Origin of the sequence: Gordonia sp. UBA5067 (assembly GCF_002414845.1) — a bacterium.
Classification (GTDB): domain Bacteria; phylum Actinomycetota; class Actinomycetes; order Mycobacteriales; family Mycobacteriaceae; genus Gordonia; species Gordonia defluvii.
Genome location: NZ_DIAX01000057.1, coordinates 40,181 through 64,310, shown reverse-complemented (window position 1 = coordinate 64,310; position 24,130 = coordinate 40,181). Strand labels below are relative to the sequence as shown.

The 24,130-nt window shown below is 67.3% G+C and carries 26 protein-coding genes and 1 tRNA gene; 8 read left to right on the top strand and 19 right to left on the bottom strand.

Going from position 1 to position 24,130, the window contains the following annotated elements; translation table 11 throughout:
- Positions 1–101 precede the first annotated feature (101 nt).
- The 6 genes from B4M62_RS09715 (at position 102) to B4M62_RS09690 (ending at position 4,691) form a co-directional block, all read left to right on the top strand.
- Complete coding sequence (locus B4M62_RS09715; protein ID WP_290707102.1) at positions 102–1,616, top strand: adenylate/guanylate cyclase domain-containing protein; 1,515 nt, start codon at positions 102–104, stop codon at positions 1,614–1,616.
- Positions 1,617–1,654: 38 nt separating this feature from the next.
- On the top strand, positions 1,655–3,052 hold the full coding sequence (locus tag B4M62_RS09710) for a threonine/serine ThrE exporter family protein (RefSeq protein ID WP_290707101.1): 1,398 nt from the start codon (positions 1,655–1,657) through the stop codon (positions 3,050–3,052).
- Between the two features lie 31 nt (positions 3,053–3,083).
- The gene (locus B4M62_RS09705) at positions 3,084–3,326 is read left to right on the top strand and encodes an excalibur calcium-binding domain-containing protein (RefSeq protein WP_290707098.1); all 243 of its coding nucleotides are present in this window, start codon (positions 3,084–3,086) and stop codon (positions 3,324–3,326) included.
- Positions 3,327–3,544: 218 nt separating this feature from the next.
- Positions 3,545–4,015, top strand: coding sequence for an FBP domain-containing protein (locus tag B4M62_RS09700; protein WP_344716534.1), 471 nt, complete (start codon positions 3,545–3,547; stop codon positions 4,013–4,015).
- Between the two features lie 40 nt (positions 4,016–4,055).
- A tRNA-Ile gene (locus B4M62_RS09695) sits at positions 4,056–4,129 on the top strand.
- Between the two features lie 124 nt (positions 4,130–4,253).
- Positions 4,254–4,691 (top strand): hypothetical protein, encoded by a 438-nt coding sequence (locus B4M62_RS09690; protein WP_290707094.1) that lies wholly within the window; start codon positions 4,254–4,256, stop codon positions 4,689–4,691.
- A 16-nt stretch (positions 4,692–4,707) separates the two neighbouring features.
- Here B4M62_RS09690 and B4M62_RS09685 read toward each other — a convergent pair whose 3' ends face one another.
- The 10 genes from B4M62_RS09685 to B4M62_RS09640 form a co-directional block, all read right to left on the bottom strand.
- Entirely contained in the window at positions 4,708–5,472 is a 765-nt protein-coding gene (locus B4M62_RS09685; RefSeq protein ID WP_290707092.1) for an HNH endonuclease family protein, read from the bottom strand.
- A gap of 37 nt (positions 5,473–5,509) precedes the next feature.
- Positions 5,510–6,256, bottom strand: a complete 747-nt coding sequence (locus B4M62_RS09680; protein WP_290707090.1) for a hypothetical protein — start codon at positions 6,254–6,256, stop codon at positions 5,510–5,512.
- Positions 6,257–6,308: 52 nt separating this feature from the next.
- A complete protein-coding gene (gene dnaG, locus B4M62_RS09675) occupies positions 6,309–8,222 on the bottom strand; it encodes a DNA primase (protein WP_290707088.1) in 1,914 nt (637 codons plus the stop codon).
- 160 nt (positions 8,223–8,382) lie between these two features.
- The gene (locus B4M62_RS09670; protein ID WP_414651814.1) at positions 8,383–10,923 is read right to left on the bottom strand and encodes an excinuclease ABC subunit UvrA; all 2,541 of its coding nucleotides are present in this window, start codon (positions 10,921–10,923) and stop codon (positions 8,383–8,385) included.
- A 52-nt stretch (positions 10,924–10,975) separates the two neighbouring features.
- Positions 10,976–12,259, bottom strand: coding sequence for a deoxyguanosinetriphosphate triphosphohydrolase (locus B4M62_RS09665; protein WP_290707084.1), 1,284 nt, complete (start codon positions 12,257–12,259; stop codon positions 10,976–10,978).
- On the bottom strand, positions 12,252–12,740 hold the full coding sequence (locus B4M62_RS09660) for a cold-shock protein (protein WP_290707082.1): 489 nt from the start codon (positions 12,738–12,740) through the stop codon (positions 12,252–12,254). The genes B4M62_RS09665 and B4M62_RS09660 overlap by 8 nt, the downstream gene beginning before the upstream one ends.
- A gap of 115 nt (positions 12,741–12,855) precedes the next feature.
- The gene (locus B4M62_RS09655; RefSeq protein ID WP_290707080.1) at positions 12,856–13,242 is read right to left on the bottom strand and encodes a PPOX class F420-dependent oxidoreductase; all 387 of its coding nucleotides are present in this window, start codon (positions 13,240–13,242) and stop codon (positions 12,856–12,858) included.
- Positions 13,243–13,333: 91 nt separating this feature from the next.
- Positions 13,334–13,834 (bottom strand): macro domain-containing protein, encoded by a 501-nt coding sequence (locus B4M62_RS09650; RefSeq protein ID WP_290707078.1) that lies wholly within the window; start codon positions 13,832–13,834, stop codon positions 13,334–13,336.
- A gap of 325 nt (positions 13,835–14,159) precedes the next feature.
- Complete coding sequence (locus tag B4M62_RS09645; RefSeq protein ID WP_290707076.1) at positions 14,160–15,551, bottom strand: glycine--tRNA ligase; 1,392 nt, start codon at positions 15,549–15,551, stop codon at positions 14,160–14,162.
- 408 nt (positions 15,552–15,959) lie between these two features.
- Complete coding sequence (locus B4M62_RS09640) at positions 15,960–16,373, bottom strand: rhodanese-like domain-containing protein (protein WP_290707074.1); 414 nt, start codon at positions 16,371–16,373, stop codon at positions 15,960–15,962.
- 162 nt (positions 16,374–16,535) lie between these two features.
- On the opposite strand from B4M62_RS09640, the gene B4M62_RS09635 reads away from it, so the two are divergent.
- Complete coding sequence (locus B4M62_RS09635) at positions 16,536–16,922, top strand: ArsR/SmtB family transcription factor (RefSeq protein WP_290707072.1); 387 nt, start codon at positions 16,536–16,538, stop codon at positions 16,920–16,922.
- Entirely contained in the window at positions 16,919–17,335 is a 417-nt protein-coding gene (locus B4M62_RS09630; RefSeq protein WP_290707069.1) for a Fur family transcriptional regulator, read from the top strand. The genes B4M62_RS09635 and B4M62_RS09630 overlap by 4 nt, the downstream gene beginning before the upstream one ends.
- 18 nt (positions 17,336–17,353) lie before the next feature.
- On the opposite strand, the gene B4M62_RS09625 is transcribed toward B4M62_RS09630, so the two are convergent.
- From B4M62_RS09625 to B4M62_RS09585, 9 genes are all read right to left on the bottom strand, one after another.
- Positions 17,354–17,737: a hypothetical protein gene (locus tag B4M62_RS09625; RefSeq protein ID WP_290707067.1), complete on the bottom strand. Its 384-nt coding sequence runs from the start codon at positions 17,735–17,737 to the stop codon at positions 17,354–17,356.
- Complete coding sequence (locus tag B4M62_RS09620) at positions 17,734–18,495, bottom strand: isoprenyl transferase (protein ID WP_290707065.1); 762 nt, start codon at positions 18,493–18,495, stop codon at positions 17,734–17,736. The genes B4M62_RS09625 and B4M62_RS09620 overlap by 4 nt, the downstream gene beginning before the upstream one ends.
- Positions 18,492–19,244, bottom strand: a complete 753-nt coding sequence (gene recO / locus B4M62_RS09615) for a DNA repair protein RecO (protein WP_290707063.1) — start codon at positions 19,242–19,244, stop codon at positions 18,492–18,494. The genes B4M62_RS09620 and recO overlap by 4 nt, the downstream gene beginning before the upstream one ends.
- Before the next feature lie 26 nt (positions 19,245–19,270).
- Entirely contained in the window at positions 19,271–20,698 is a 1,428-nt protein-coding gene (locus B4M62_RS09610; RefSeq protein ID WP_290707061.1) for a YhgE/Pip domain-containing protein, read from the bottom strand.
- A 43-nt stretch (positions 20,699–20,741) separates the two neighbouring features.
- Positions 20,742–21,653, bottom strand: coding sequence for a GTPase Era (gene era / locus B4M62_RS09605; RefSeq protein WP_290707059.1), 912 nt, complete (start codon positions 21,651–21,653; stop codon positions 20,742–20,744).
- The gene (locus tag B4M62_RS09600; RefSeq protein ID WP_290707057.1) at positions 21,646–21,969 is read right to left on the bottom strand and encodes a cytidine deaminase; all 324 of its coding nucleotides are present in this window, start codon (positions 21,967–21,969) and stop codon (positions 21,646–21,648) included. Before B4M62_RS09600 ends, era begins: the two co-directional genes overlap by 8 nt.
- Complete coding sequence (locus B4M62_RS09595; protein WP_290707055.1) at positions 21,956–23,281, bottom strand: hemolysin family protein; 1,326 nt, start codon at positions 23,279–23,281, stop codon at positions 21,956–21,958. Before B4M62_RS09595 ends, B4M62_RS09600 begins: the two co-directional genes overlap by 14 nt.
- Positions 23,282–23,285: 4 nt before the next feature.
- Positions 23,286–23,828: an rRNA maturation RNase YbeY gene (gene ybeY / locus B4M62_RS09590; RefSeq protein ID WP_290707053.1), complete on the bottom strand. Its 543-nt coding sequence runs from the start codon at positions 23,826–23,828 to the stop codon at positions 23,286–23,288.
- Positions 23,825–24,130: PhoH family protein (locus B4M62_RS09585; protein ID WP_290707051.1), on the bottom strand; the 306-nt coding region annotated here is incomplete at its 5' end. The genes ybeY and B4M62_RS09585, both read right to left, overlap by 4 nt.

The following is a 24,130-nucleotide window of genomic DNA, read 5'->3' as shown; positions in this document are numbered from 1 at the left end:
GTTCGAGTCCAGTTGGGGGAGCAACTAAACCGCCTGTTCACAGGCGGTTTTTTGTTTTCGTTCTTCCCGGGCTGCCCGCGCTACGCGCCTATTCTTGGCAGATGTACCGGCTGTGGCAATGGGTTTGGGACCGTCATGGTGCGCAGTTCACCGTGTGGGCCATCCTTGCGCTCGGTGTCGTCCTCCTGTTTCCCGTCAACCTCACCTTCGCAGCCGTGGTACTCGGAATCGAGCGTCCCAACAACTGGGCCCGTGCGGTGCCGCTCGCCATCGCTGCTGCCGCGGCCTGCACCATCGCGCTGGCGGCGGTGCTCACGCCGATCGCCCACCGCTGCCTCCGGCCGGTCGATCGGTGGGCGGCGGGGCCGGGGGGCGACCGGCACGCCGCACTGGTCGGCACCTACATGTACTCCCGCCAGGCGGTACCCGTTTCCACCGCCGCCGGTATCCCGGTCTTTGCTGCACTCTTCGCACTCTCGGCGGTGATCGGCGGGGCCAGCACCGCGCACGTGATCCAGTTCGGTGCCGTTGGCGCCGTCACCGGCTTTGCGGCCAACCTCACCGCCGCACACGGCATTGTCGAAGCGGCCATGCGGCCGGCCCGCCTGGCGCTCACCCGCGACTCCGACATCGGCGACACCATGCCCCGCGCCCGGCCGTCGTTCGCCGTCTGGTCGAACACCGCGGCATTGACCGCGGCATTCACCTTCAGCCTGCTGGGCGCCATGCTCGGCGCCGCGGCCGGCAATACCCGGCCGGCTCCCCTCGTGTATGTGGCGATCGCCGCCGCAGTCACGATCTGGATCGCCGCGCCCATCACTGTTGGCGCGGCATTCGCCCCGTCGCTGACCGCGCTGCGCGACCTCGACGACGCCGCCGACCGGGTCGCCGCCGGCGACTACACGCACCGGCTTCCCGTCGTCCAAGACGACGACTTGGGTACCCTCGCCGGTTCCTTCAACCGCATGCAAACCGGACTCCTCGAACGCAAACATCTGCACAGCGCCTTCGGCACCTACGTCGACCCAGCGCTGGCCGCACGACTCCTCGAGCAGGGCGACAACATCTTCACCGGCGAACGCCGCACCGTCACCATCATGTTCCTCGACATCCGCAACTTCACCCCCTACACCGAAACCCACACCGCCGAAACCGTCGTCGGGCGCCTCAACGAACTGTTCGAGATAGTCGTACCCACCGTGGTCACCACGGGTGGCCACGTCAACAAGTTCCTGGGCGACGGCGCCCTCGCCGTCTTCGGCGCCCCCACCAACCTCGACAACCACGCCGACGCTGCACTCGCCGCGGCCCGCCACATCCACCAACAAGTCACCCACCACTTCGGCAACGACCTGCACATCGGCATCGGCATCAACACCGGTCCCGTCATCGCCGGGACCATCGGCGGTGGCGGGAAGCTCGAATTCACCCTCATCGGCGACAGCGTCAATGTCGCGGCCCGCGTCGAACAACTCACCAAAACCACCGGCGACTCCATTCTGCTGACCCAGGCCTGCCGCAGCGCACTGCACGATCCATCGCCGAACCTCCTCGACCGCGGCACCCACCGCATCAAGGGCAAAATCGAACCCGTCCACGTCTACGGTGGAGGCTGAACTCGACACAGACGCGCAACGCCCGGGAAGGCGGCCACATGCTCGACTATCTCCGCCGCGGCCTGCATCGTCTGGCCGGCCCCCGCCCGGCCACCATCGACACCATCGAACCCGGCCGTATCGTCATCGCGCCGCGCCGCCCGATCGACCTGCGCGACGAAGCCGCCATCACCGAGGTTATCGACCTCGCAGCCCGGATCGGGGCGGTGCTCCTCGACGCGGGGACCGGCGCCATCGACACCAGGCACCAAGTGGAGTTCGTCGCCGCCATCTACGGCCTCGACGACGTCGATGTGGACGTCACCTTCAACACCATTTTGATCTGCGCCCGCCGCGGCCCCACGTTGCCGCCGATCACCGCCTCACGATCGGTGTACTACCGTTCATTGGACTTCACCCGACTGGCCCAGGTGGACCGCCTGGTGCGCAAGATCCGGCGGCTGTCGATCACCCCGGCAACCGCCCACGCGATCGTCGACGATATCTCCGCCGCACCGCACCCCTATCCGCACTGGGTCTCCACCTTCGCGTGGGGGCTCATGGCCCTCGGTGTCGGCATCTACCTGGGCGGCACGTGGGTCGTGTGGCTGACCGCCTTCGCCACCACGATCGTGATCGTCGCGGTGAATCGGCGGCTCAACCGCATCGGCACGCCACCCTTTTTCCAGCAGCTGACCGGCGGCTTTCTCGCGGTGTTGCCGGCCGCCCTCCTCTATCCGGCGCTGCAGGGCAGCGGGCTGGGCTTTCGGCCCGCACAGATCATCGCCGCGGGGATCATCGTCCTGCTCTCGGGCCTCACGCTGGTGGGAGCCGTCCAGGATGCCATCACCGGCGCACCGATCACCGGGACGGCCCGGGTAACCGAGGTACTGGTGATGACCGGCGGAATCCTCGTGGGTGTGGCACTCTCGGTCCGCTTTGTCGGGGTATTCGACGTGAATCTGCCGTCGCTGACGACGGTGGCGCCGTTCGGTGCGGCCGACGTCCCGGCCCGCATCATCGGTGGCGCCATTGCTGCGGTGGCATTCGCCCTGGCCAGCTATGCCGAGCGCCGCGCGCTCTCCGCCGCGTTCTTCGCCGGCGCGATCGGCGCCGGTGTCACCGGCGCCTTGTACCTGACCAGCCTCGGGCCGGTCTTCAGTTACGCCATTGCGGCGATCATCGTCGGTCTGCTCGGTGGCCTCGCCGCACGTCGAGCATTGACCCCCCCGCTGGTTATCGCCGTCGCAGGTATCACCCCGCTGCTGCCCGGTAGCGCGATCTACCGCGGGATGTACGGCCTGATGACCGGCACCGGTGGCGGTCGCGAGATGGCTACCGCCGTTCTCATCGGCTGCGCCCTCGCCGCTGGCGTCACGCTCGGGGAGTTCATCGCCCGTACGCTGCGCCAGCCCCACCTGCCCAGGGGCATCACCCGATATCGACGACGCACGTAATACGACAAACCGGTCAGGTTATGCTGGCCGGATGACCACTCACCTGGCGAAAGCCCTCAGCACCTTGGCCGTCGCGGCAGCCGGTTTCGCCCCGATCGTCCTCACCGCCACCGCGCACGCCGCCCCGCTACCCGGCGCGACCCAGGTCAAGACATACAAGAACTGCGACGAGGCGCGCGCCGACGGGAATGCACCGATCCGCAAGGGTGACGACGGCTACAGTTCGAAACTCGACCGTGACGGCGACGGCATCGCCTGCGAGCCGAAGCCCTAGCAATCCTGCGCCTGCTGAAGCAGTCCCCCGCGTGCGCTACCCTGGCATCGTGAGCATCCCCCGTTTCGAGGAGTTCGGCGCGCACTGCGCCCGAAACAGTTGACCGCGCCCCGCGCCGATCACGCTGATCGGCCGGCCACAGCTGCCCTCAATCGGTAGCCGACTCCTCGCGTCGGCCTCACAGTCTGGTCCACGTCATGCAAGAACTCTCGTCAGCAATGATCCGGTCCGCATTTCGCGGCGCCACGCGCAGCGAGGTCGCCCGGGTCACCTATCCCGATCTGGGCTCAATCAACTTCGCCGGCCTCGACTTCCTCGGCTGGCGCGACCCCAAGATCCCCCGGCGCGCCTACCTGGTCGTCGAGCAGACCGACGGAGTCGTGGCCCTGCTCCTCACCCGTGCGACCGCGACGCCACGCGGGCGGGCCATGTGTTCCTGGTGCACCGACGTCAATCTCACCGAGGCCGCGGTGCTCTACACGGTGCGCCGCGCGGGAGCGGCCGGCCGGCGTGGGTCGACGCTGGGCATCCTGATCTGCGAGCGGTTCGGTTGCTCCCGTCACGCCCGCCAGTTGCCGCCGGCCTACCACCGCGGAACCGATCTCGATGCCGTCCGCGCGGACCGGGTCGCCGCCCTGCGTCGGCGGATCCGCACGTTCGTCGACGAGGTCCTCGCCGACAACGACTGATCCGCTGCCGGTAGGCTTTGCCACTGGGCGTTTCGCCCGCGGGGCGATAGCTCAGTTGGTTAGAGCCGCGGACTCATAATCCGCTGGTCCCGGGTTCGAGCCCCGGTCGCCCCACCTCCGCCCCCGCCTCAGGGCCCGCGAACACCAGAAGCGGCACAACATCTCGCGGCTACGAGGCCAGGATCCGGACACCCGGGTTCTGGCCTCGGCCATCCCCGCTCATGGCATCCTCATAGCCATGAATGCGTCACTTCGGCAACGCCGAGCCCTGCCAGCCGTCGTCGCGGTCTCACTCGCGTGTACCGCCATCGGCATCGGTACGACTATCGCTGCTCAACCAGCCCAAGCGGTCCCGTCGGTGGGCCCGAACGTCTCGCCGACAATGTTCACCGGCAATCGCGGCACCGGCTGCACGTACAACGTGTCCGTGGTCGTGACCGACCACACTGCCCCGGTACAGCTCCTGATCGTCGATGAGCACGGCCAGGTGGTCAGTCGTCTCGCTACCCGAAACGAGCGGCGCACCGACCAGAAGCGCGTCGTCGAAGGCGAGTGGCTCGCGACCCGCGTCGGCACGATGCGCGCCGTCGCCATCCAGAACGGCGTCACGAAGCAGACTGCGCCGTTCCCGGTCACGTCGGGATTCAACACCGGATCGGCGTGCTTCGGGGCCTAGCCGACGGCGTCGGCCCTCACCCCACGCACTTCGTCAGCACGCGCCGCATCGCGTCACGCTCGGGCGGGACCACCCACAGGTCATAGGCCCGCTTCACCTGAATCTGGCGCGCAACGTAGGTGCACCGGAAGGACCGGTTGGGCGGGAGCCACGACGCGGCGTTGGACGATCCCTTCTGCTGATTCGCCCACCCGGCGGTGGCCTGCAGGTTGCGCAAGTCGTTGGCGAATTCGACGCGCCGCTGCGGCGAGTGCTGCTGCGCGCCGGTGCGCCACGCATCGGCAAGGGCCACGACGTGATCGATCTGGATCCGTTTCACGTCCACCCCCCGCTCGAAGCGCAGGCGCTGCGCGGTGTACGGGTCATCGAGCCACCCACTCAGTACCGTGCATCGGCCCCGCATCTCAATATCGGTGAGGTCGCGCTGCAACACGTCGTCCCTCGTCCGGCATCCGTTGCGCCCCTTGTCGACCGACACATCGTCGGACCATGCCCGCCCAAAAGCCGACCGGCGATAGCCCGTCATCGGAGCGCTGCCTTTCACCGGCAGGCGGCCGAGTTCGGCGAGTGCTGCCGCCGCCATCGCCGAAACATTCGGCGCCGGCCGGCCCACCGGCACGGAGTCGGCGAGCGACGCTGGGCCGGGCGACGACACCGGTGGTACCGACGACTCGTTGGCGGCTGCTGAGTTTCCCGGCATCGGAGCCGCCGCACAGGCCGTCAGCACCGACCATGTCACCGCTGCGCCGAGACCCAGGTGCCAGTTCGTTGTCGTTCTCATCGCACCAGTGTTGCCGATAACCCTGACATCGCCGCTACTACGCCGCCGCCTGCACGCACACAACCCCCGGCTCGAGCGCCATCCGCATCGTCAGCAGCCCGGCTTGCACAATCCAGCGGATATCACCATGCGGAAGGTCTTCCCTGGTCACCGTGATCAGTTGGACGTCACCGCGCTCGACGTTCGCGATCGGGCCGCGCACCACGGTGCATTCCAGCGGATAGGACGCCGCAGTGTCGGCGGGGTTGATCGGCCGACCTTGGGCACGCAGGATGAATCGCCGCGCGATATGGGCGACGAAGTCGTCGGGATAGATCTGCTGCGCCGCGTTCAACCGGATGCGCGGGCACGGATAGCCCGATTTCGCCTCCGACCACGGGACGTGCGCGTAGGCGGACTCGTAGCGCCCCCACGCCACTCCGGCCTGACCGCTCACCGGCCGCTGCGCGAAGATCGTCGCCACCGTGGCCGGTTCGGCGAAGTACCGTTCGGCGATGTATTGAGGTGCGATCGTCCAGCACTTGGCCACTACCGCCGCCTCCTGGCCGTGTGAGACGTCCGCAGCCCACTTCGCCATGGCCCCCGGGGTGATCTCCGCCTGCAGGCCGTCGGTGTTCACCACGATCGGGGCGGCGGCGGGCCGGTTCGTGGTGGCGGGTGCAGTCGAACTCCTCGCCGGCGGTGGGGCGGTCGCCCTGCGCTCCGCACGGTCGCGGGCACCGCACCCGGTCACGACCATCACGGCGCACACCACCATCGGCACAATCCCGGACCATCGGCGCATACCGTCATTGCATCACATGACACGGCCGCACCGAGGCCCGAACCGAACAGGTTCAGGGCACCTCGACGACCGGATCGACCGCCTGCTCCAGCAGGCTGCGGCGGTAGGCCTCGAGGGCGACCAGGTCGCCGAACACCCCGTTGTAGGAGTCGGCGTCCTCCGTCGGCGACATGCGGCGCAGTTTCGACTTGATATCGGCGATCTGCTGACCGACCCAGACCTCCTGAAGGCGTGCCAGCACCGAGCCGATGTAGCGCGGGACAGCGTCGTCGTCAACGCGCATCGGCTCGACGGCGAGTTCGGTCACCAGTGGCCCGATCACCGGGTCGTCGACGGCTTGGTGCACCTCACCAACCCATTGCGCGCCGCCCTTCCCTGAGGCGGTATCACCGACCGACCGCATCGCCGCGCGGATCGACGCGTAGGCGGGCTCGCTGAAACACTCCAGCGGCAGCGAGTCAAATACGGTCCCGGCGATCGCCGGATACTGCAGGGCGGCCTTGAGTGCCTCGCGCTGCGGCCACAACCGTGGATCCGTTGGCAACGGCTTGGCGGTGGGCGGCGGCGTCGACGATGCTTCGGGCCGTACTCGCGGCCGCGGGCCGGGCTGTTGCGGACGGCCTCGACGCTTGGCGTTTCGCGCCGCCTCTTCGCGCACCCGCCGCAACACCTGGGCCACCTCGTCCCAGCCGACCCAGCCGGCGAGCTGGCGCGCGTATTCGTCACGCAGTGCGACGTCCTTGATGCGCGCCACCACCGGAACGGCTTCCCGCAGTGCGTTCACCCGCCCTTCGGCGGTGTCGAGGTCATGCTGTTTGAGTAGCGTCTTAATGGCGAATTCGAACATCGGGATGCGTCGGGCGACGAGGTCGCGGACGGCGGCCTCCCCGTGCTGCTGGCGCAGTTCGCAGGGATCCATTCCATCTGGGGCAATCGCCACGAAGGTTTGCCCCGCGATCGCCTGCTCGCCCTCGAACGCCTTCATCGCCGCCGCTTGACCGGCCGCGTCACCGTCGAAGGTGTAAATCACCTCACCCCGGTAGTACGAGTCGTCCATCATCAGCCGACGGATCAGGGCGAGGTGGTCGTCGCCGAAGGCCGTACCACAGCTGGCGACGGCGGTGGTGACGCCGGCCAGCTGCATGGCCATGACATCGGTGTAGCCCTCGACGATGACGACCTGGTGACCCTTGGCGATGTTCTTCTTCGCATGGTCGAGACCGAACAACACCTGCGACTTCTTGTACAGCATCGTCTCGGGCGTATTCATGTACTTGCCCATGTTGTCGTCGTCGTAGAGCTTTCGCGCGCCGAAGCCGATGATGTCGCCGCCCAGGTTGCGGATCGGCCACAGCAGACGACGGTGGAAGCGGTCGATCGGACCCTGCCGACCCTGCTTCGACAGCCCCGCCGCCTCGAGTTCCTTGAACTCAAACCCTTGCGACAAGAGCGCTTTGGTCATTGTGTCCCAGCCGGCCGGGGCGTAACCGCACCCGAAGGCCAGTGCCGCCTGGCCGTCGAAGTCCCGCTCGGTCAAATAGTCGCGCGCCGGTTGCGCTTCGGGGGTGCGCAGTTGTTCGGCGTAGAACTTCTGGGCGGCGGCGTTCGCCGCAACGAGCCGTGCGCGCGTGCCGCGGTCGCGCTGCACACTGGTTCCGCCGCCCTCGTAATTGATGCGGTAGCCGATCTTGTCGGCCATCTGCTCGACGGCCTCGACGAAGCTGATGTGTTCCTGCTTCTGCAGGAAGGTGTATACGTCGCCGCCCTCGCCGCAGCCGAAGCAGTGGAAATGGCCGTGGTTGGGTCGAACATGGAACGACGGCGTCTTCTCATCGTGGAAGGGGCACAGCCCGGTCAACCGATCCGCGCCGGCCCGGCGCAGGGCGACGTAGTCGCCGACGACATCCTCGATCCGGACCTGTTCACGGATGGCCGTGATGTCGCGATCGGGGATTCTTCCTGGCACACCGTTCAGTCTAGGTGGGAGCGTGGGTCCCTCACGACGAGACGGCGGCGCGCAGCCCCGCAAGGGCGGTCCCCGTCAGCAATATCATCGCCGAAAAGCCGCCGATCGGTCCGGTGAGCGTGCCGCCGCCCCTCGGCAGTGGCCCAGGTATACCCGTCGCTCACTGGCCGGCCCTCTCCCCACGGGGATCGCCATCGTCGAGGTGCTCGGCCAGATACCGGCCGGTCACACTGGCCGGGTCGCCGGCGACCTCCTCAGGAGTGCCGGTGGCGACGATCCGACCACCTTCGGCACCCCCGGACGGACCCAGATCGATCACGTAGTCCGCGTTGGCGATCAGATCCAGATCATGTTCGATCACCATCACGGTGCCGCCGCGGTCGAGCAGGCCCTGCAGCACCGTCAGCAGTACCCGCACGTCGAGGGGGTGCAGCCCGACGGTGGGTTCGTCGAAAACGAACAGCGCCGAATCCTGCCGCCGCCGTAGCTCGGCGACCAGTTTCAGTCGTTGCGCCTCCCCGCCGGACAACGCCGGCGTCGCCTCGCCGAGCGCAAGATAGCCGAGCCCCACGTCGATCAGTCCGGCCAGTTTGCGGCGCACGGCGGGCAGGTCGTCGACGTACGGCAGAGCATGGTCGACGGGGATCGCCAGCAGGTCCGGCAGGGCGATCGGTCCGCCTGCCCCGGTGTCGCGGACATGATCCCAGGCGGCGGGCGCGTAGCGGCGACCGTGGCAGTCCGGGCAGTCGATGTCGACGTCGGGCAAAAATTGCACATCCAGCGAGATTCGACCGGTGCCGTCGCAGCGCGGACAGCGTAGCGATCCGGTGTTGTAGGAGAAGTCCGACGCGGCAATCCCCGCCGCCTGCGCCGACGGCAGCCGCCCATACACGCGGCGCAGCTCGTCGAGCGCCCCCGAATAGGTCCCGACCGTCGAGCGCACATTGATCCCGATCGGAGTGGCATCGACCACGTCGACCTTCTCGATGCCGGCGGCGTCGACGGCTTTCACGTGCAACGGGGCCTCACCGCGCAGCGCCGGCACCAGCGATTCGAGTACCAGGGTGGTCTTGCCCGACCCGGACACCCCGGTGACCGCGGTCAGCCGTCCCCGCGGGATCGCCACCTCGAGCGGATGCACGGTGTGCACGGCGGCAGTGGACAGCCGCAGACTCCCGCCGTCGAAAACCTGAGCCGGCGACGGTCGTTCCCGAACGGCGACCTTCTCCGCACCGGACAGGAAGGGCCCGATCCGCGACTGCGGGTCGGCGCCGACGTCGGCAACGCTCCCCTGCGCGATGACTCGTCCGCCGTCATTGCCGGCGCCGGGACCGATCTCGATGAGGTGATCGGCACCGCGCAACACCTGCGGGTCATGGTCGACCATGAGCACCGAATTGCCCCCGGCCACCAGGTCCCCGAGCACCCCTTGCAGGCCGATGAGATTCGCCGGGTGCAATCCGATCGACGGCTCGTCTAGAACATGGAGCACGCCGGTCGTCTCGTTGCGGACGGCGCGAGCCAATTGCACGCGCTGGCGCTCACCGGTCGACAGCGTCGCGCCCGCCCGGTCCAAACTCAGGTAGCCCAGACCGAGGTCGATCAGACGCCGGCTCATCCCGAACAGGGTGCTGATCAGTGCGTCGGTCATCGGCGCGAGCTCGTCCGGCAGGGTCGCACCGACGGTGGGCGCCCAGTCGATCAGGTCGTGCAACGGCAGCGCGGTGACGTCGGCGAGGTTCTGATCGCCGATCCGCGGGGCACGGGCGGCCGGCGAGAGCCGGGTGCCCTGACAGTCGGGGCAGGTGCGTTCCCGCAAGAAACGACTGACCCGGGCCAATCGTTTCTCGGTTTCGGCGCGTTTGAGTTCTTCGGTGACGGTCAGCCGGGCGTTACGGAAGGTGAAGTCGAGGTCGTGCACGCCCTTGACCGAGGTCACCGTAATGTGCTTCCTCTCCTCCGGGCCGTCCAACACGATCTGCTTCTCGGCCTCGGTGAGGTCACGCCACGGGATGTGGGTGCGGACGCCGAATTCACGGGCGATCTGCGGCTGAACGTTGAAGCCGAACATCTGCCACGGGATGACGGTGCCCTCGTCGATCGACAGATTCTCGTCCCGAATGAGTGCGGCGTCGTCAACGTCCCGGACCGTGCCGAGCCCGTCGCACGCGGGGCACGCACCGGCCGAGTTGAAGGCGAGGGCCTCGGCACCGGGGCCGACAAAGCCGGCCCCGCATTCAGGACAAACGATCGGCTCCTCAGCGGCCACACGCAAGGTGGGGGCCTGACGATGCCCGTTGGGGCACACGTGGGAGGCGAGCCTCGAGAACATCAGGCGCAGTACATTGAGCAGTTCGGTGGAGGTGCCGAAGGTCGAACGCGGGCCGGGGACTGCCGGGCGCTGGCGTAGCGCGAGCGCCGCCGGGACATGCGAGACGCGGTCGACGTCGGCGCGCGGAGCCTGGCCGATGCGGCGTCGGGTGTAGGTGGAGAGCGCTTCGAGGTAGCGGCGTGAGCCTTCGGCGTAGACCACGCCCATCGCCAGAGAGGACTTGCCCGACCCGGAGACTCCGGCGACCCCGACGAGTTGCCCGAGGGGAATGTCCACGTCGATGCCACGCAGGTTGTGTACCCGGGCGCCGCGCACTTCCAGGCACGACGGCCGAGTGCGATCGGGGACTCTGCCGGGCACGCCGTTCATTCTAGGCGGGCCGGGGAAGCCTCAGGACGCGACTGCCGGGTGCGGACACCTGCTACCCCAGATGCGCTTGGATGTCGGAGTTGCGCCGATCGGTGCGCTCGAGGCGCCCCTCGGTCATCGACGCAATCTGATCGACGATGACCCGTAGTCGCTCCCCATCGTCAGCGGCGTTCTCCCAGGCCGGGACGAACAGGGGATCAAGCCCGCCGGGGCCCGCCTGCACCATCCAACTCGCGACGCGGTGGATGCGCTCGCGCTGACGATCCTGGACCGTGAGGTGGTGCTGGTCCGAGAAGATGAACTGCAGTGCCATCGTCTTGAGTACCGCCACCTCGGCGGCGACGAGTGGCGGTACTTCCAGATTGGCGTCGTAGCGAATAACGGGACGCTCGTCGAGCTGCTCACGCGTTGCCATCACCGCCGCCGTCGCGAACCGCCCGATCAGTTCCGACGTCATCCGCTTGAGCGCGACCGCAGCACCCAGGGTGCCGTCGTAAGCCCCGGCCGCCATGACGACGTTCATCTGCGACAGCCGATCCGCCGCCTCTACCAGTTCCCCGGCGTCGAGACCCTGGAAATGCGCGACGGCCAGGTCGGCGAGAGTCCGACGTTCGGCCGGATCAGACAGTGCGCGCAGATCCAGCCGATCGGAGATGACGCCATCCTCCACGTCGTGCACCGAATAGGCGATGTCATCAGCCCAATCCATGACCTGCGACTCCAGGCTCTGCCGCACACCCGGGGCACCGGCGCGAATCCACGCCAGCGCTGGCTCATCGTCGTCGTACGCGCCGAACTTGCTGCCCGGCCGCTCCCGGGTCCACGGATACTTCAGCGTCGCGTCGAGCGACGCCCGCGTCAGATTGAGCCCCGCGCTGTTGCCTTGTGTATCAAGGACTTTCGGTTCCAGCCGGGTCAGGATGCGCAGATTCTGCGCGTTTCCCTCGAAGCCGCCGATGTCGGCGGCCACCTCGTCGAGTGCCCGCTCCCCGTTGTGCCCGTAGGGCGGATGCCCGATATCGTGGGCGAGCCCGGCCAGCTCGACCAGGTCGGGATCACAACCCAATCCGACGGCGATCCCGCGCCCAATCTGCCCGACCTCCAGCGAATGAGTCAGCCGGGTGCGCGGAGTATCACCCTCGCGCGGCCCGACGACCTGCGTCTTGTCGGCCAATCGGCGCAGCGCTGCACAGTGCAACACCCGTGCCCGGTCCCTCGAGAACGCACTTCGGTGCTCGATGGTACTGCCTGGCAGGCCGGCGGCCTTCTCCCCTTCGGGAACCGCACGCCGGAGATCGGCGTCGGTATAGATCGCGACGGCGACCGAATCAGTCAAGCACCCAACCCCGGTCGACGGCGAAGTCGGTGACGCGCTGACGGATCGCGACGATCTGCGCCGCCGTCAAGGCGCCCGACGCGTCGAGGAGCAATTCGGTGATCTCCTCGGTGAACGCCGCGGCGTCCATCGACCCGTGCCCGCCGCGCGGGCGCCGGGGGCGGTCGCGGCGATCGGAGTTTCGGTCGCCGCGGTCGCGGTCAAAGCCGCCCCGACGATCCGGGCGGTGGTCGTCACGACGTCCGCGCGACTCCTCGAACGCCCCGGCCGGGGCTTCCTGGGTGATGACCAGGTTGGTGGCCTTCGCGCCGCGGTCGGTGTCTTCGACGTCGAATTCGACCAGCGCACCCGCCTTCAACTGAGACTCGTCGACGTCGAGGTCGTTGATGTGGATGAACACGTCGTCGCCGCCTTCATCCGGCGCGAGGAACCCGAAACCCTTGTTCGTGTCGAAATGCACGATCTTTCCACTGACAGCCACAACTACCCTCTTCCACACTCAACTCGAAACGCCGAGCCCATCGCCCGACGGCTCAATCTTCGCACGTCACGGGTTGTGGTTGCGCCTTTGCCCGGAATCCGGCGCTGCGTCGGTCTCAAGCGTCGACGACCTCGATGCCGATGGTTCCGCCTGCACCTCGGCGCAGCTTGCTGCCCCACACCAGTGCTTTGCCGGCCAGCCCGTACTTGCGCCCGATCAGGCCGCGAGCCCGCTCGGTTCCCGCCGCATCCAGAATCCGTCCCACCCCGACGGCCTCGGGGCCGACCGTCCGCTTCCCGAGTGCGTCGCACTTCTGCACGAGCACTCTGGAGTTTCGACGCAGCCGCTTGACCTTCCACGACTCCGTCTCGGTCCACACCACCAGCGCGTCGCCGTCGCGGACAGCCCAGATCGGCGCGGGCACGGCGGTCCCGTCCTTCCGAAAGGTCGTGAGCATTACGTACTTGGCATCGGCGATCTCGCCGACCGTTGGCGTTGTCATGGCTGCCACTCTAGGTGAACCGCCCGCCGATCCGGTCGTGCTCGTGAACCGCGGGGGCCGCGCCGGCCGCGCGTCGCCCACGACCGCAACCTCAGGATTCGAGGTACCGCACAACCTGATCGCGCACATCACTACCGAACGCGACGATGAGCACCTCGGCAACGTCGGTATCGGCCCCACGGATCGTGTCCGCAGCCACGGCGATCGCATCGTCAAGCGGCCAACCGAAGATCCCGGCACTGACCAGTGGGAAGGCGATCCGCTGCGCACCCAGCTCGTCGGCAACCTCCAGCGACCGCCGATAGCACGCGACGAGCAGCGACCGATCCTGTTGACCGGCAATATAGTTCGGCCCGACCGTGTGGATCACCCACCGCGCCGGGAGGTTGCCCGCCGTCGTCCATCCCGCATCGCCGACAACAAGCCCATTGGGGAAGCGGCGCACGCAATCCTCAAGGATCGCCATTCCTCCCGCACGGTGGATCGCGCCGTCCACTCCCCCGCCACCCCGCATCCGCGTGTTTGCCGCGTTCACGATGGCGTCGGCGTCGACGCGGGTGATGTCGTCATGGATGACCCTCGGTTCGGGCATGAACCCATTCTGGCAACTCGGACTGACATCATGCAGGCCGTCGTGGGCTGCCCTCTTCAGCCCGCGTTCACAACTTCACGGGGGAAGTACCCCCAGGGCGACTGCAGGTGCAGGTCCGAGCATCGCCAGACCCGAGGTAACCCGACTGGTAAGCGATGATCGGATCCGATGGGCACCCGTGGTTCAGAGCTCCCAAGGGAGGTTGATGTCGCACCACGGTCCCCGGACCGTGCCCGTTGGTTGAGGACCGGATAGAGATCAGCGCCCGGTCGGGGTTGGTCCTCCACGCACAGCCGCGCGAACGACCCCGGCCAACCCGGCGGACCTACGATCCGATCAACTTCCCGCCGAGGTACTCGACGACCTTGTCCAGGGCGACGCGCTCCTGGGCCATGGTGTCGCGCTCGCGGATCGTCACGGCTTGGTCGTCAAGGGTGTCAAAGTCAACGGTGATGCAGAACGGTGTACCGATCTCGTCCTGGCGGCGATAGCGCTTACCGATCCCCTGAGCGTCGTCGAACTCGATGTTCCAGTACTGGCGCAACTGCGCGGCCAGGTCGCGGGCCTTCGGCGAGAGTGCCTCGTTGCGCGAGAGCGGCAGGACCGCGGCCTTCACCGGCGCCAACCGCCGATCAAGCTTGAGTACGGCACGAGTGTCGGTACCACCCTTGGCGTTGGGCACCTCTTCGTCGGTGTAGGCGTCGCAGAGGAAGGCCATCAGGCTGCGGCCCAATCCGGCGGCCGGCTCGATCACGTACGGGGTGTACCGCTCGCCGGTGGCCTGCTCGAAGTACTCGAGTTTCTCACCGGAGTGCTCCGAGTGGGTCGACAGGTCGAAGTCGGTGCGGTTGGCGACGCCCTCCAACTCGCCCCACTCGCTGCCGGCAAAGCCGAACTTGTACTCCACGTCGGTTGTGCCCTTGGAGTAGTGCGACAACTTCTCTAAGGGGTGCTCGAACAGGCGCAGGTTGTCCCGGTCGATGCCCAGGTCGACATACCAATTCAACCGCTCATCGATCCAATAGCGGTGCCACTGGTCATCCTCACCGGGCTTGACGAAGAACTCCATCTCCATCTGCTCGAACTCACGCGTGCGGAAGATGAAGTTGCCCGGCGTGATCTCGTTGCGGAAACTCTTGCCGATCTGGGCAATGCCGAAGGGCGGCTTCTTGCGCGAGGTGGTCAGCACGTTCTTGAAGTTGACGAAGATGCCCTGGGCGGTTTCCGGGCGCAGGTAGTGCAGCCCCTCTTCGGACTCGATCGGCCCGAGGAAGGTCTTGAGCATCATGTTGAAGTCGCGCGGCTCGGTCCACTGCCCCCTGGTGCCGCAGTCCGGGCAGACGATCTCAGTCATCGGGACGGCGTCGGGGTCGTCGAGGCCCTTCTTCTCCGCGTATGCCTCCTGCAGATGGTCCTGGCGATGACGCTTGTGACAGTTGAGGCATTCGACGAGGGGGTCGTTGAACACCGACACGTGACCCGACGCCACCCACACTTGGCGCGGAAGGATGACCGACGAGTCCAAGCCGACGACATCGTCGCGGCTGGTGACCATCGAGCGCCACCACTGACGCTTGATGTTCTCCTTCAACTCGACGCCTAGCGGCCCATAGTCCCAGGCTGAGCGGGTACCGCCGTAAATCTCACCGCAGGGGAATACCAGACCGCGCCGCTTGGCGAGGTTGACGACAGCATCGACTTTGGACGGCACGGCCACAGGTTTCGGTTCTCCCACTCGGATGGCTAAACAGGCGGATCGAGATTGATATCCCAGCCTAGTCGCTGCAGGTGGGCACGGCCCGTCGCCCCCGCCTCACCTGCCACCTGTTCGCCGCTACTACCGATTTCGCCGTATATTCACGCTGCACGAGCACGTGACCAGCAGCATTAAGTAGGTGGGGCAGGTTCACCGGTCAGCAATCGGCGGATAACCTGCAGTTGTGGTCGACCCTTCGCGCGGCGCGCTCTGCGCCTGTAGCGAGTGGCCGGCGGCCCGGGCCGGCGAACTATCGGCGGAGGCGCACCTGGCCAACGCGATGTCCGACCTGCTGATGTGCGATCCAAGCATTCTGCGGATCGACGACGCCGTGACCTGTTTGGCACCCGGCCCGGGACCCGGCGCCCGTCAGTGCCCGATCCGCTCAACCGGATATCCCGCGCTGCGCCACGCGGTGAATCCGCCGTCGATATGGGTCACGTCGGTGAGGCCCATCTGGAAGAGGGTCGCCGCCGCCAGCGCCGAGCGCCACGCCGATGCGCAGTACAGCACGAGCCGCCGACCGTCATCCAGGGACGGCCGATAGTAGGGACTCGCCGGATCCACCCAGAACTCCAGCATTCCGCGCGAGGCGCGGTACGCGCCGGGAATCGTGCCAGTCCGTTCCCATTCGCGCACCTCTCGGATGTCGACGAACCGTACCGACGCGGCGCCGAGTAGCTCTCGTGCCGCATCGAGTGCCAACGGTGGGACCAACACGTTCGCGCCGGCTACCAAATCGGCGGCCGAGTGCGCCAACGGCGTTCCTGGAATCCGAGCCACGTCGACGGTCCTTCCTTGGTCGTTGGCTCCATGAAACGCCCCACCGCATTGCACGGCAACCCGCATTGCTGCCGATGCCCACGGCCAAATGAAAACTAGTTCCGATAAGCTTGGTACGTTGGATTCCCACTAGTACGTTGGATTCCCACTAAGGAGCCCCGCGTGACCAGCCTTCCGCAACCCCGTGCCGATGTCCGGACCGACCCGGCGGCCCTCGATGCCGCCAGCGATCTGCTGCGCGCCCTCGCCGCGCCGACACGCATCGCCATTGTCATGCTGCTCGCCGACGCCCCGCGCTGTGTCCACCAGCTCGTCAACGATCTGGGCCTGAACCAGCCGCAAGTCAGTCAGCACCTGCGCGTCCTGCGCGACCTCGGGCTCGTCGACGGGCGCCGCCGCGGTCGCGAAGTCGAATACGCCCTCGTCGACGACCACGTCGCCCACATCGCCATCGACGCCATCGTCCACGCCTGCGAACGCATCGACGGACCCGCCGCGCCGGCCACCCCAACCGGGCAGCACCGACCGATCCGGCCAACCGCCTCGTGACGGGCCGGCCCAAACCGCCGGTCACCGGTCAGCGCAACACGCGTCAGCGCGAGGCGATCGCAACGGCCCTCAGTGGCACCGCCGACTTCCGATCGGCACAACAGATCCACGACGAACTCGTCGCCCACGGCGAATCCATCGGACTGACCACGGTGTACCGCAACCTGCAGACTCTCGCCGACTCCGGCATCGTCGACGTTCTGTGGGACGGTTCGGGCGAGATGCGCTACCGGCACTGTTCGACCACACATCACCATCATCTGGTTTGCCGGATGTGCGGCCGTACCGTTGAGATCCGCGCCGACGAGGTAGAGGCCTGGGCGTCGAAAGTCGCTGCGGCCCATGACTTCGGCGACATCAGCCACACCGTCGAGATCTTCGGCGTCTGCGCCGACTGCCGCGCCGACCACTAGTCACGCGATCGGCGCGATCTAGCCCAGATCCTCCGCCAGCGCCGACCCACCCGAAAGCACCAGGTGCAACACGGTAATCAGCGGTACGTCGTCCAGCTCACCGAGCGGGAACGCGTACGACAGCAACACGTCGGTATGCCGTTCACCGGGTGTGGTCCGACGCAGCGACCCGAAGCTCAACATGGTGCCGCGCTCCTCCAGCAGATCGCGCAGCCGGTCGTCGTTGGTCACGGCCCGGGCGACGAGTTGCGTCACCGACACCACCTGTAGATCCTCGGCCAGTTCGAGCACCCGAACCGACGCCCGCGTCGTGCCGACATGCACCAGCACCGACTCCGCGTCGGTCTCCTCGACGGTACCCAGGGCGGCCAGCAGCCCCGCGATCCGGGCGATATCGCTCATTTGACCCCGCCGAACCGCCGGTCGCGCTGCGCGTACTCCAGGCAGGCGGCCCAGAGGTCACGGCGGTCGAAGTCGGGGAACAACTTCTCCTGGTACACCATCTCGGCGTACGCGGATTGCCACAGCAGGAAGTTCGAGAGCCGCTGCTCCCCCGACGGCCGCAGGAACAAGTCGACGTCGGGCATGTCGGGCTCGTCGAGATAGCGGGCAAACATGGACTCGTTGATGCGTTTGGGATCGAGTTCGCCCCGGGCGACGCGCATCGCAATCTTCTGCGCGGCGTCGGCGATCTCGGCGCGGCCGCCGTAGTTGACGCACATGGTCAGCGTCATCAGTGTGTTGTTCTTGGTGAGTTCCTCGGCGACTTCAAGTTCCTTGATCACGCTGCGCCACAGGCGCGGACGGCGCCCGGCCCAGCGGATCCGCACGCCCATCTCGTTCATCTCGTCGCGCCGACGACGAATCACGTCACGGTTGAAGCCCATGAGGAAGCGGACCTCCTCGGGGCTGCGCGCCCAGTTCTCGGTCGAGAACGCATATGCCGACAGCCAGGTCACGCCCAGTTCGATACAGCCGCAGACCGTGTCCATGAGTACGGCCTCGCCGCGCTTGTGCCCCTCGGTACGCGGCAGCCCACGGTCGGTGGCCCACCGACCGTTGCCGTCCATCACCAGTGCCACGTGCTTCGGCACGAACTCGGGTGGAATCGCGGGCGGACGCGCCCCAGATGGATGCGGGTCGGGCGGTCGGACGTTCACATGGCCACCCTATGGGGATCGCCGCGCTCGATGAGTGGAAGGGTCCGCAGCTGCCGCTCCAGGTGCCACTGCAGATGCGCGGCGATCAACCCGCTCGCCTGGCGCCGCAACGACTCGGTCGCATCGCCGGTGACCTCCCACTGCCCACGAAACATCGCCTCCATCAGGTCGAGCACCCCCGGCGACGGCAGCGCGGCGCCGGCCGGGCGGCAATGCACGCACACCGCACCACCGGCAGCGACGTGAAACGCCCGGTGCGGACCGGGGGTGGCGCACCGGGCACACACCTCGAGCGCCGGCATCCAGCCGGCGCAGTGCATCGCCCGCAACAGATAAGCGTCGAGGATCAGCTGGTTCTCCCGGGTCTGCGACGCCAAAGCCCGCAATGCCCCGACGGTCAGCCGATGCAGATCGGGCGCCGGGGCGCGCTCCTCCCCGGCCAGCCGCTCCGCGGTTTCGAGCACCGCGCATGCAGTCGTGTACCGGCCGTAGTCGGCGGCGATGACATCGGCCAGCGCATCGATGCTCTGCACCTGCGTGATCGTGTCCAGGTTCCGCCCCGGATAGAGGCAGATGTCGATGTAGGCGAACGGCTCCAACCGGGCACCGAACTTAGACCGGGTACGCCGCACGCCTTTGGCCACCGCGCGCACCAGCCCGTGCTGACGGGTCAGCAGGGTGATGATTCGATCGGCCTCACCCAGCTTGTGCTGGCGCAGGACGACGGCCTCGTCGCGGTAGAACCTCACCGAGTCATTCTGTCACCGATGTCGGGTCACTTCGATTCTGACACGGCCGCCCGGGCGGGGATCTCGGTCACGGTCACCGATTGGTCGGCATCGGCGTCCACGAGCTTGGCCAGGCGCGGCGGCACGGACAGCGCGTTCGGCCGCCGGAACCAGCCCTTGCGATCGTAGTACCTGGTGCCCAAGACGCCCAGCAGCAGGCCGAAGACGAGACCGGCGACAGTCATGACCACCGACCGCATGAGGCCCGACGCGGGGTCGGCGTCGAAATAGAGGATCGACCGCACCCCGTAGTAGACGAGGTGCATCGGTTCCACCGCGGCGATCCAGCTGAACACCCGTGGACTCGCCTCCAGTGGTACCGTGCCGCCCGACGACGGCAACCCAAGAATCACGAAGAAGACCAGGTTGATCAGCAAGCCGGGATTGCCGAACACCGCCATCATGGAGCTGGCCGTCACCCCCACCGCGGTGATGACCAGCACCGAAAATGCCCAGAGGACAAAGGAATTGGGCAACGATGTGCCCACCATCGCACACACGAGCAGGAACAACCCGGCCTGCACCGCCGCGATGATCAGCATGATCATCCACTTGGCCGCCAGGGTTCCCCAGCGCGAGATCGCCAATCGCTTGCGCAGCAGGAACAATGGCCCGAATTCGATCGGCAGCTGCCCGAGCTGCCCGTCGACGATGATCGACACCACCATGGCGCCGGAGAAGCCGGCGAGGACCAAGAGCAGCGTGAAGTAGAAGGCGCTCAGCCCATTGGCCGCACCGTCGGGCAGCGGTTGCGGCTCGGAGACCACAATGCTGATCGGCTGGGACAGGGCCAGCTGCGTCGCACCGGCGAGCTGGACGCTGTTCCCGAGCTCCTTTCGGACGTTCTCGATCAGCTGCTGACCCGCCTGCTTATTGACCTCTCGATCCATCTCTTGGGCCATCATCGTCGTGATCGACGATGCGAAGGTTCCCGAGCCCCGGTGGATGAGGACGTCGATCGCGGGCCGCGAGGGCTGGTTCGGCAGGACCGCCGACCGAGCCAGGCCCAACATGAGGTTGGTGAAGTTCGGGTCGATCGCGATAACGCCGTAGACCTTGCCCGTGTAGAGCTTGTGCATCGCGTCGGCGCGGCTCATCTGCTGCAGCGTGATGCCCTGTTTGGCGGTGGTGGGCACCAACTGCTCGACGATCTGGCGGCCGACATTCATCGTCGGACTGTCCGGCGTCGCGCGCCCACCGGAGTCCTCGTTGACCAGCGCGACATGGAAATCGTGCAGGTTCTCCCGGGTGTTGACCACGGCCCCGAGATACACCGCCGCCATCAGGCTCATGAGCGCGATGACCACCGCCACCGGCGCAATCCAGAACCGTGGATGCCCGACGACGTCGCCAATCGCCGACCGTGCCTGCTCGTCGTGCCGCGCGTCTGTCTCGACGCCACCCCTCGCGCTCATCGGGCCATTCTCGCATTGCGCGATGACCGGTACGCACGAGACGCTAGAACCCCATCCGCCGCAACTGCTTCGGGTCGCGCTGCCAGTCTTTGGCGACCTTGACACGCAGGTCGAGATAGACGCGAGTGCCGAGCAGCCGTTCGATCTGTTGCCGCGACTGCGTCCCAACGGCTTTGAGACGTGACCCGCGGTGGCCGATGATGATTCCCTTCTGACTGTCGCGCTCGACGTAAAGGATCGCGTACACATCGACGATCTCGGAGTCCTCGCGCGGAATCACCTCGTCGATCACCACCGCCAGCGAGTGCGGTAATTCGTCGTGCACACCTTCGAGTGCGGCCTCGCGGATGAACTCCGCCATCAGGACCTGTTCGGGCTCGTCGGTCAGCTCACCGTCGGGGTAGAACGCCGGCCCGGGCTCCATCTGCGACACGAGCAGGTCGACGAGAACGTCGAGTTGCTGGTTCTTCTTGGCCGAGACCGGCACGACCTCACTCGTCTCGCCCAATAGCCCGGACAGGGCGATCAGCTGCCGGGCCACCTTGTCAGGCGTCACACGGTCGATCTTGGTGACGATGCCGACGACCGTCGTCGTGGGCGCCATCTTGCGCACCTGCTCGACGATCCAGCGGTCACCGGGCCCGATCGCCTCGTCGGCGGGAATACACACGCACACCACGTCGACCTCGGAATAGGTGTCCCGCACCAAGTCGTTGAGCCGCTGCCCCAGCAGTGTCCGGGGGCGGTGCAGTCCCGGGGTGTCGACCAGGATCAGCTGGGCATCCGGCCGGTTCACGATGCCTCGGATCGTGTGGCGCGTCGTCTGTGGACGATTCGAGGTGATCGCGATCTTCTCCCCGACCAACGCGTTGGTCAGGGTCGACTTGCCGGTGTTGGGTCGGCCGACAAAGCACACGAAACCAGAACGGAACCCGTCCGGTGGCAGTTCAAGCATCAAGTGGCTCCCCACGACGATCGGTTCGGATGACGGCCGCCGATGGACTCGCCTCGGCCAGCGCGGCCAGACCTGGATCATCGTCGGCGCCGCCGACGAGGACGGCCGTCTCGAATTCGCCGGCCCCACTGGCGAGGGCACCGGCCACCGCGACCTGCAGCGCGCTGAGCCGCAACGACCGCAGACCCACCGGGGCACCGGCGTACGTACGACCATCGCGGTCGCGCACCGCCGCTCCCGACAACGCCTCCGCACGGGCCATCGCCCCGCGCGCCAGCGTCACCAGCTTCGCATCGTCGGCCTCAAGCGGCGCCATGGCCGACCTCTGACCTGCCGTGCGCCTCATCGGCCGCCGACGGTTGATCTGATTCGACCCGTGACACCAGTACCGAGGTGATCCGCTGACGGCCCTGCCGGTTGGGGCCGCCCTCGGCGACCAGACTAAGCCCGTGACACCGCACCTTCGCGCCGGGCAGCGGCACACGCCCGAGGACGAGCGCAACGAGACCGCCGACGGTCTCGACCTCATCGTCGTCGATGTCGACGCCGAACAGTTCACCGAGGTCTTCCACCGGCAGCCGCGACGACACCCGAAAGGTGCCGGGGCCGAGTTCGGCGACCGGCGCGACCTCGCCGCTGTCGTATTCGTCGGTGATCTCGCCGACGATCTCCTCAAGCACGTCCTCGATGGTCAGCAGGCCGGCGATCCCGCCGTACTCGTCGACGAGCATCGCCATGTGGTTGCGCGTGCGCTGCATGTCGGCGAGTACCTTGTCGAGAGTTTTGGAGTCCGGAATGAACTCTGCCGGACGCATCACATCGGCGATCTCGACCGACCCGGCGAGCCCGGCGATAGCACGCCCGGTGACGTCTTTGAGATAGACGACGCCACGGATGTCGTCGGGGTTCTCCCCGATAACCGGCAGTCGCGAGTGCCCCGAGCGAATTGCCAGGCTGGCCGCTTGGGCGGCGGTCTTGTCCTGCTCGATCCACACCATCTCCGGCCGCGGCACCATCGCCTCGCGCGCGTGGGTGTCGGCGAGGTCGATGACGGACTGGATCATGCGGCGCTCGTCGTCCTCGACGACGCCGCGCGCGGTCGCCAGGTCGACGACCTCGCGCAGCTCGATCTCGGTGGAGAACGGTCCGTTTCGGAAGCCCTTACCCGGGGTGACGGCGTTGCCGATCAGAATGAGCAGGCGCGTCAGGGGTGTCAGCAGGACACCGACCCCTTGCAGCACGGGTGCACTGATGATGCCGATCGTGTAGGCGTGCTGGCGGCCAAGCGTACGGGGCCCGACTCCGACGGCCACAAAAGAGACCACCGCCATAATGGCGATCGCAGCAAGCAGCCCCCAGCCGGCGCCCCACAGCCGCACCAGGGCCACCGCGGCGAAGGCGGTGGCGGCGGTCTCGCAGATGACGCGCAGGAAGACGACGAGTCCAACGTAGGTCGGGCGCTGTCGCAGCACCCGGTCCAGGCGGCGGGCACCGGCGCGGCCCTGACTGATCAGATCGGCGACCCGGGCCTGTGACGCCGTGGTGAGTGCGGCATCCACCGCGGCAAACAGCCCTCCGAAGGGAGTGAACGCCGCGGCGGCGAGCAGGAAGGCGAGCTCCAGGGGCACCGGTTCAGCCCTCGTCCGTTTCGGCGAACCCGATCTTGCGCAGCAAGTCGTCGTCGCGCCGGGACTGCCGGGCGGACCGGTCGCGGTGCCGCCGGTCCTCGTACCACTCGTCGAGAATTGTGCCCTGCAAGCCGAACATCTCGCGCTCCTCCTCCGGTTCGGCGTGGTCATAGCCGAGCAGGTGCAGCACGCCGTGCACCGTGAGAACGGCCAACTCGTGGTCGAACGAATGCCGCGCTTGCTTGGCCTGCTCCGCGGCGAACTCCGGGCAGAGCACGATGTCGCCCAGGGTGGCCGGCCCGGGTTCGTCGTCCGAGCGTCCCGAGCCGGGCGTCAGCTCGTCCATCGGGAAGCTCATGACGTCGGTGGGGCCGGGCAGGTCCAGCCACTTCACGTGCAGGCCGGCCATGGTGTCGAGATCGACACACAGCACCGACAGCTCCGCGCCGGGATGCACGTCCATGCGGGCGAGGGCGAAGCGGGCGGCGTCGAGGATGAGTTCAACCGGAACGTCGACCCCCGACTCGTTGGCAAGTTCGATGCTCATGGCCGGCGCTCCCGTCCGCCCCGGCGCACAGCCCGGTTGCCGCCGCCGTTCTCGTCGCGGTCGTAGGCGTCGACGATGTTCGCGACCAGGCGGTGTCGCACCACATCTGCACTGGTGAGCCGGGAGAAATGGATATCGTCGATCCCCTCGAGGATGCGCGCGGCGGCGTTGAGACCGCTCTCCGCCCCACCAGGCAGGTCGACCTGCGTGACATCGCCGGTCACGACGACCTTCGAACCGAATCCGAGACGGGTGAGGAACATCTTCATCTGCTCACCGGTCGTGTTCTGCGCCTCGTCGAG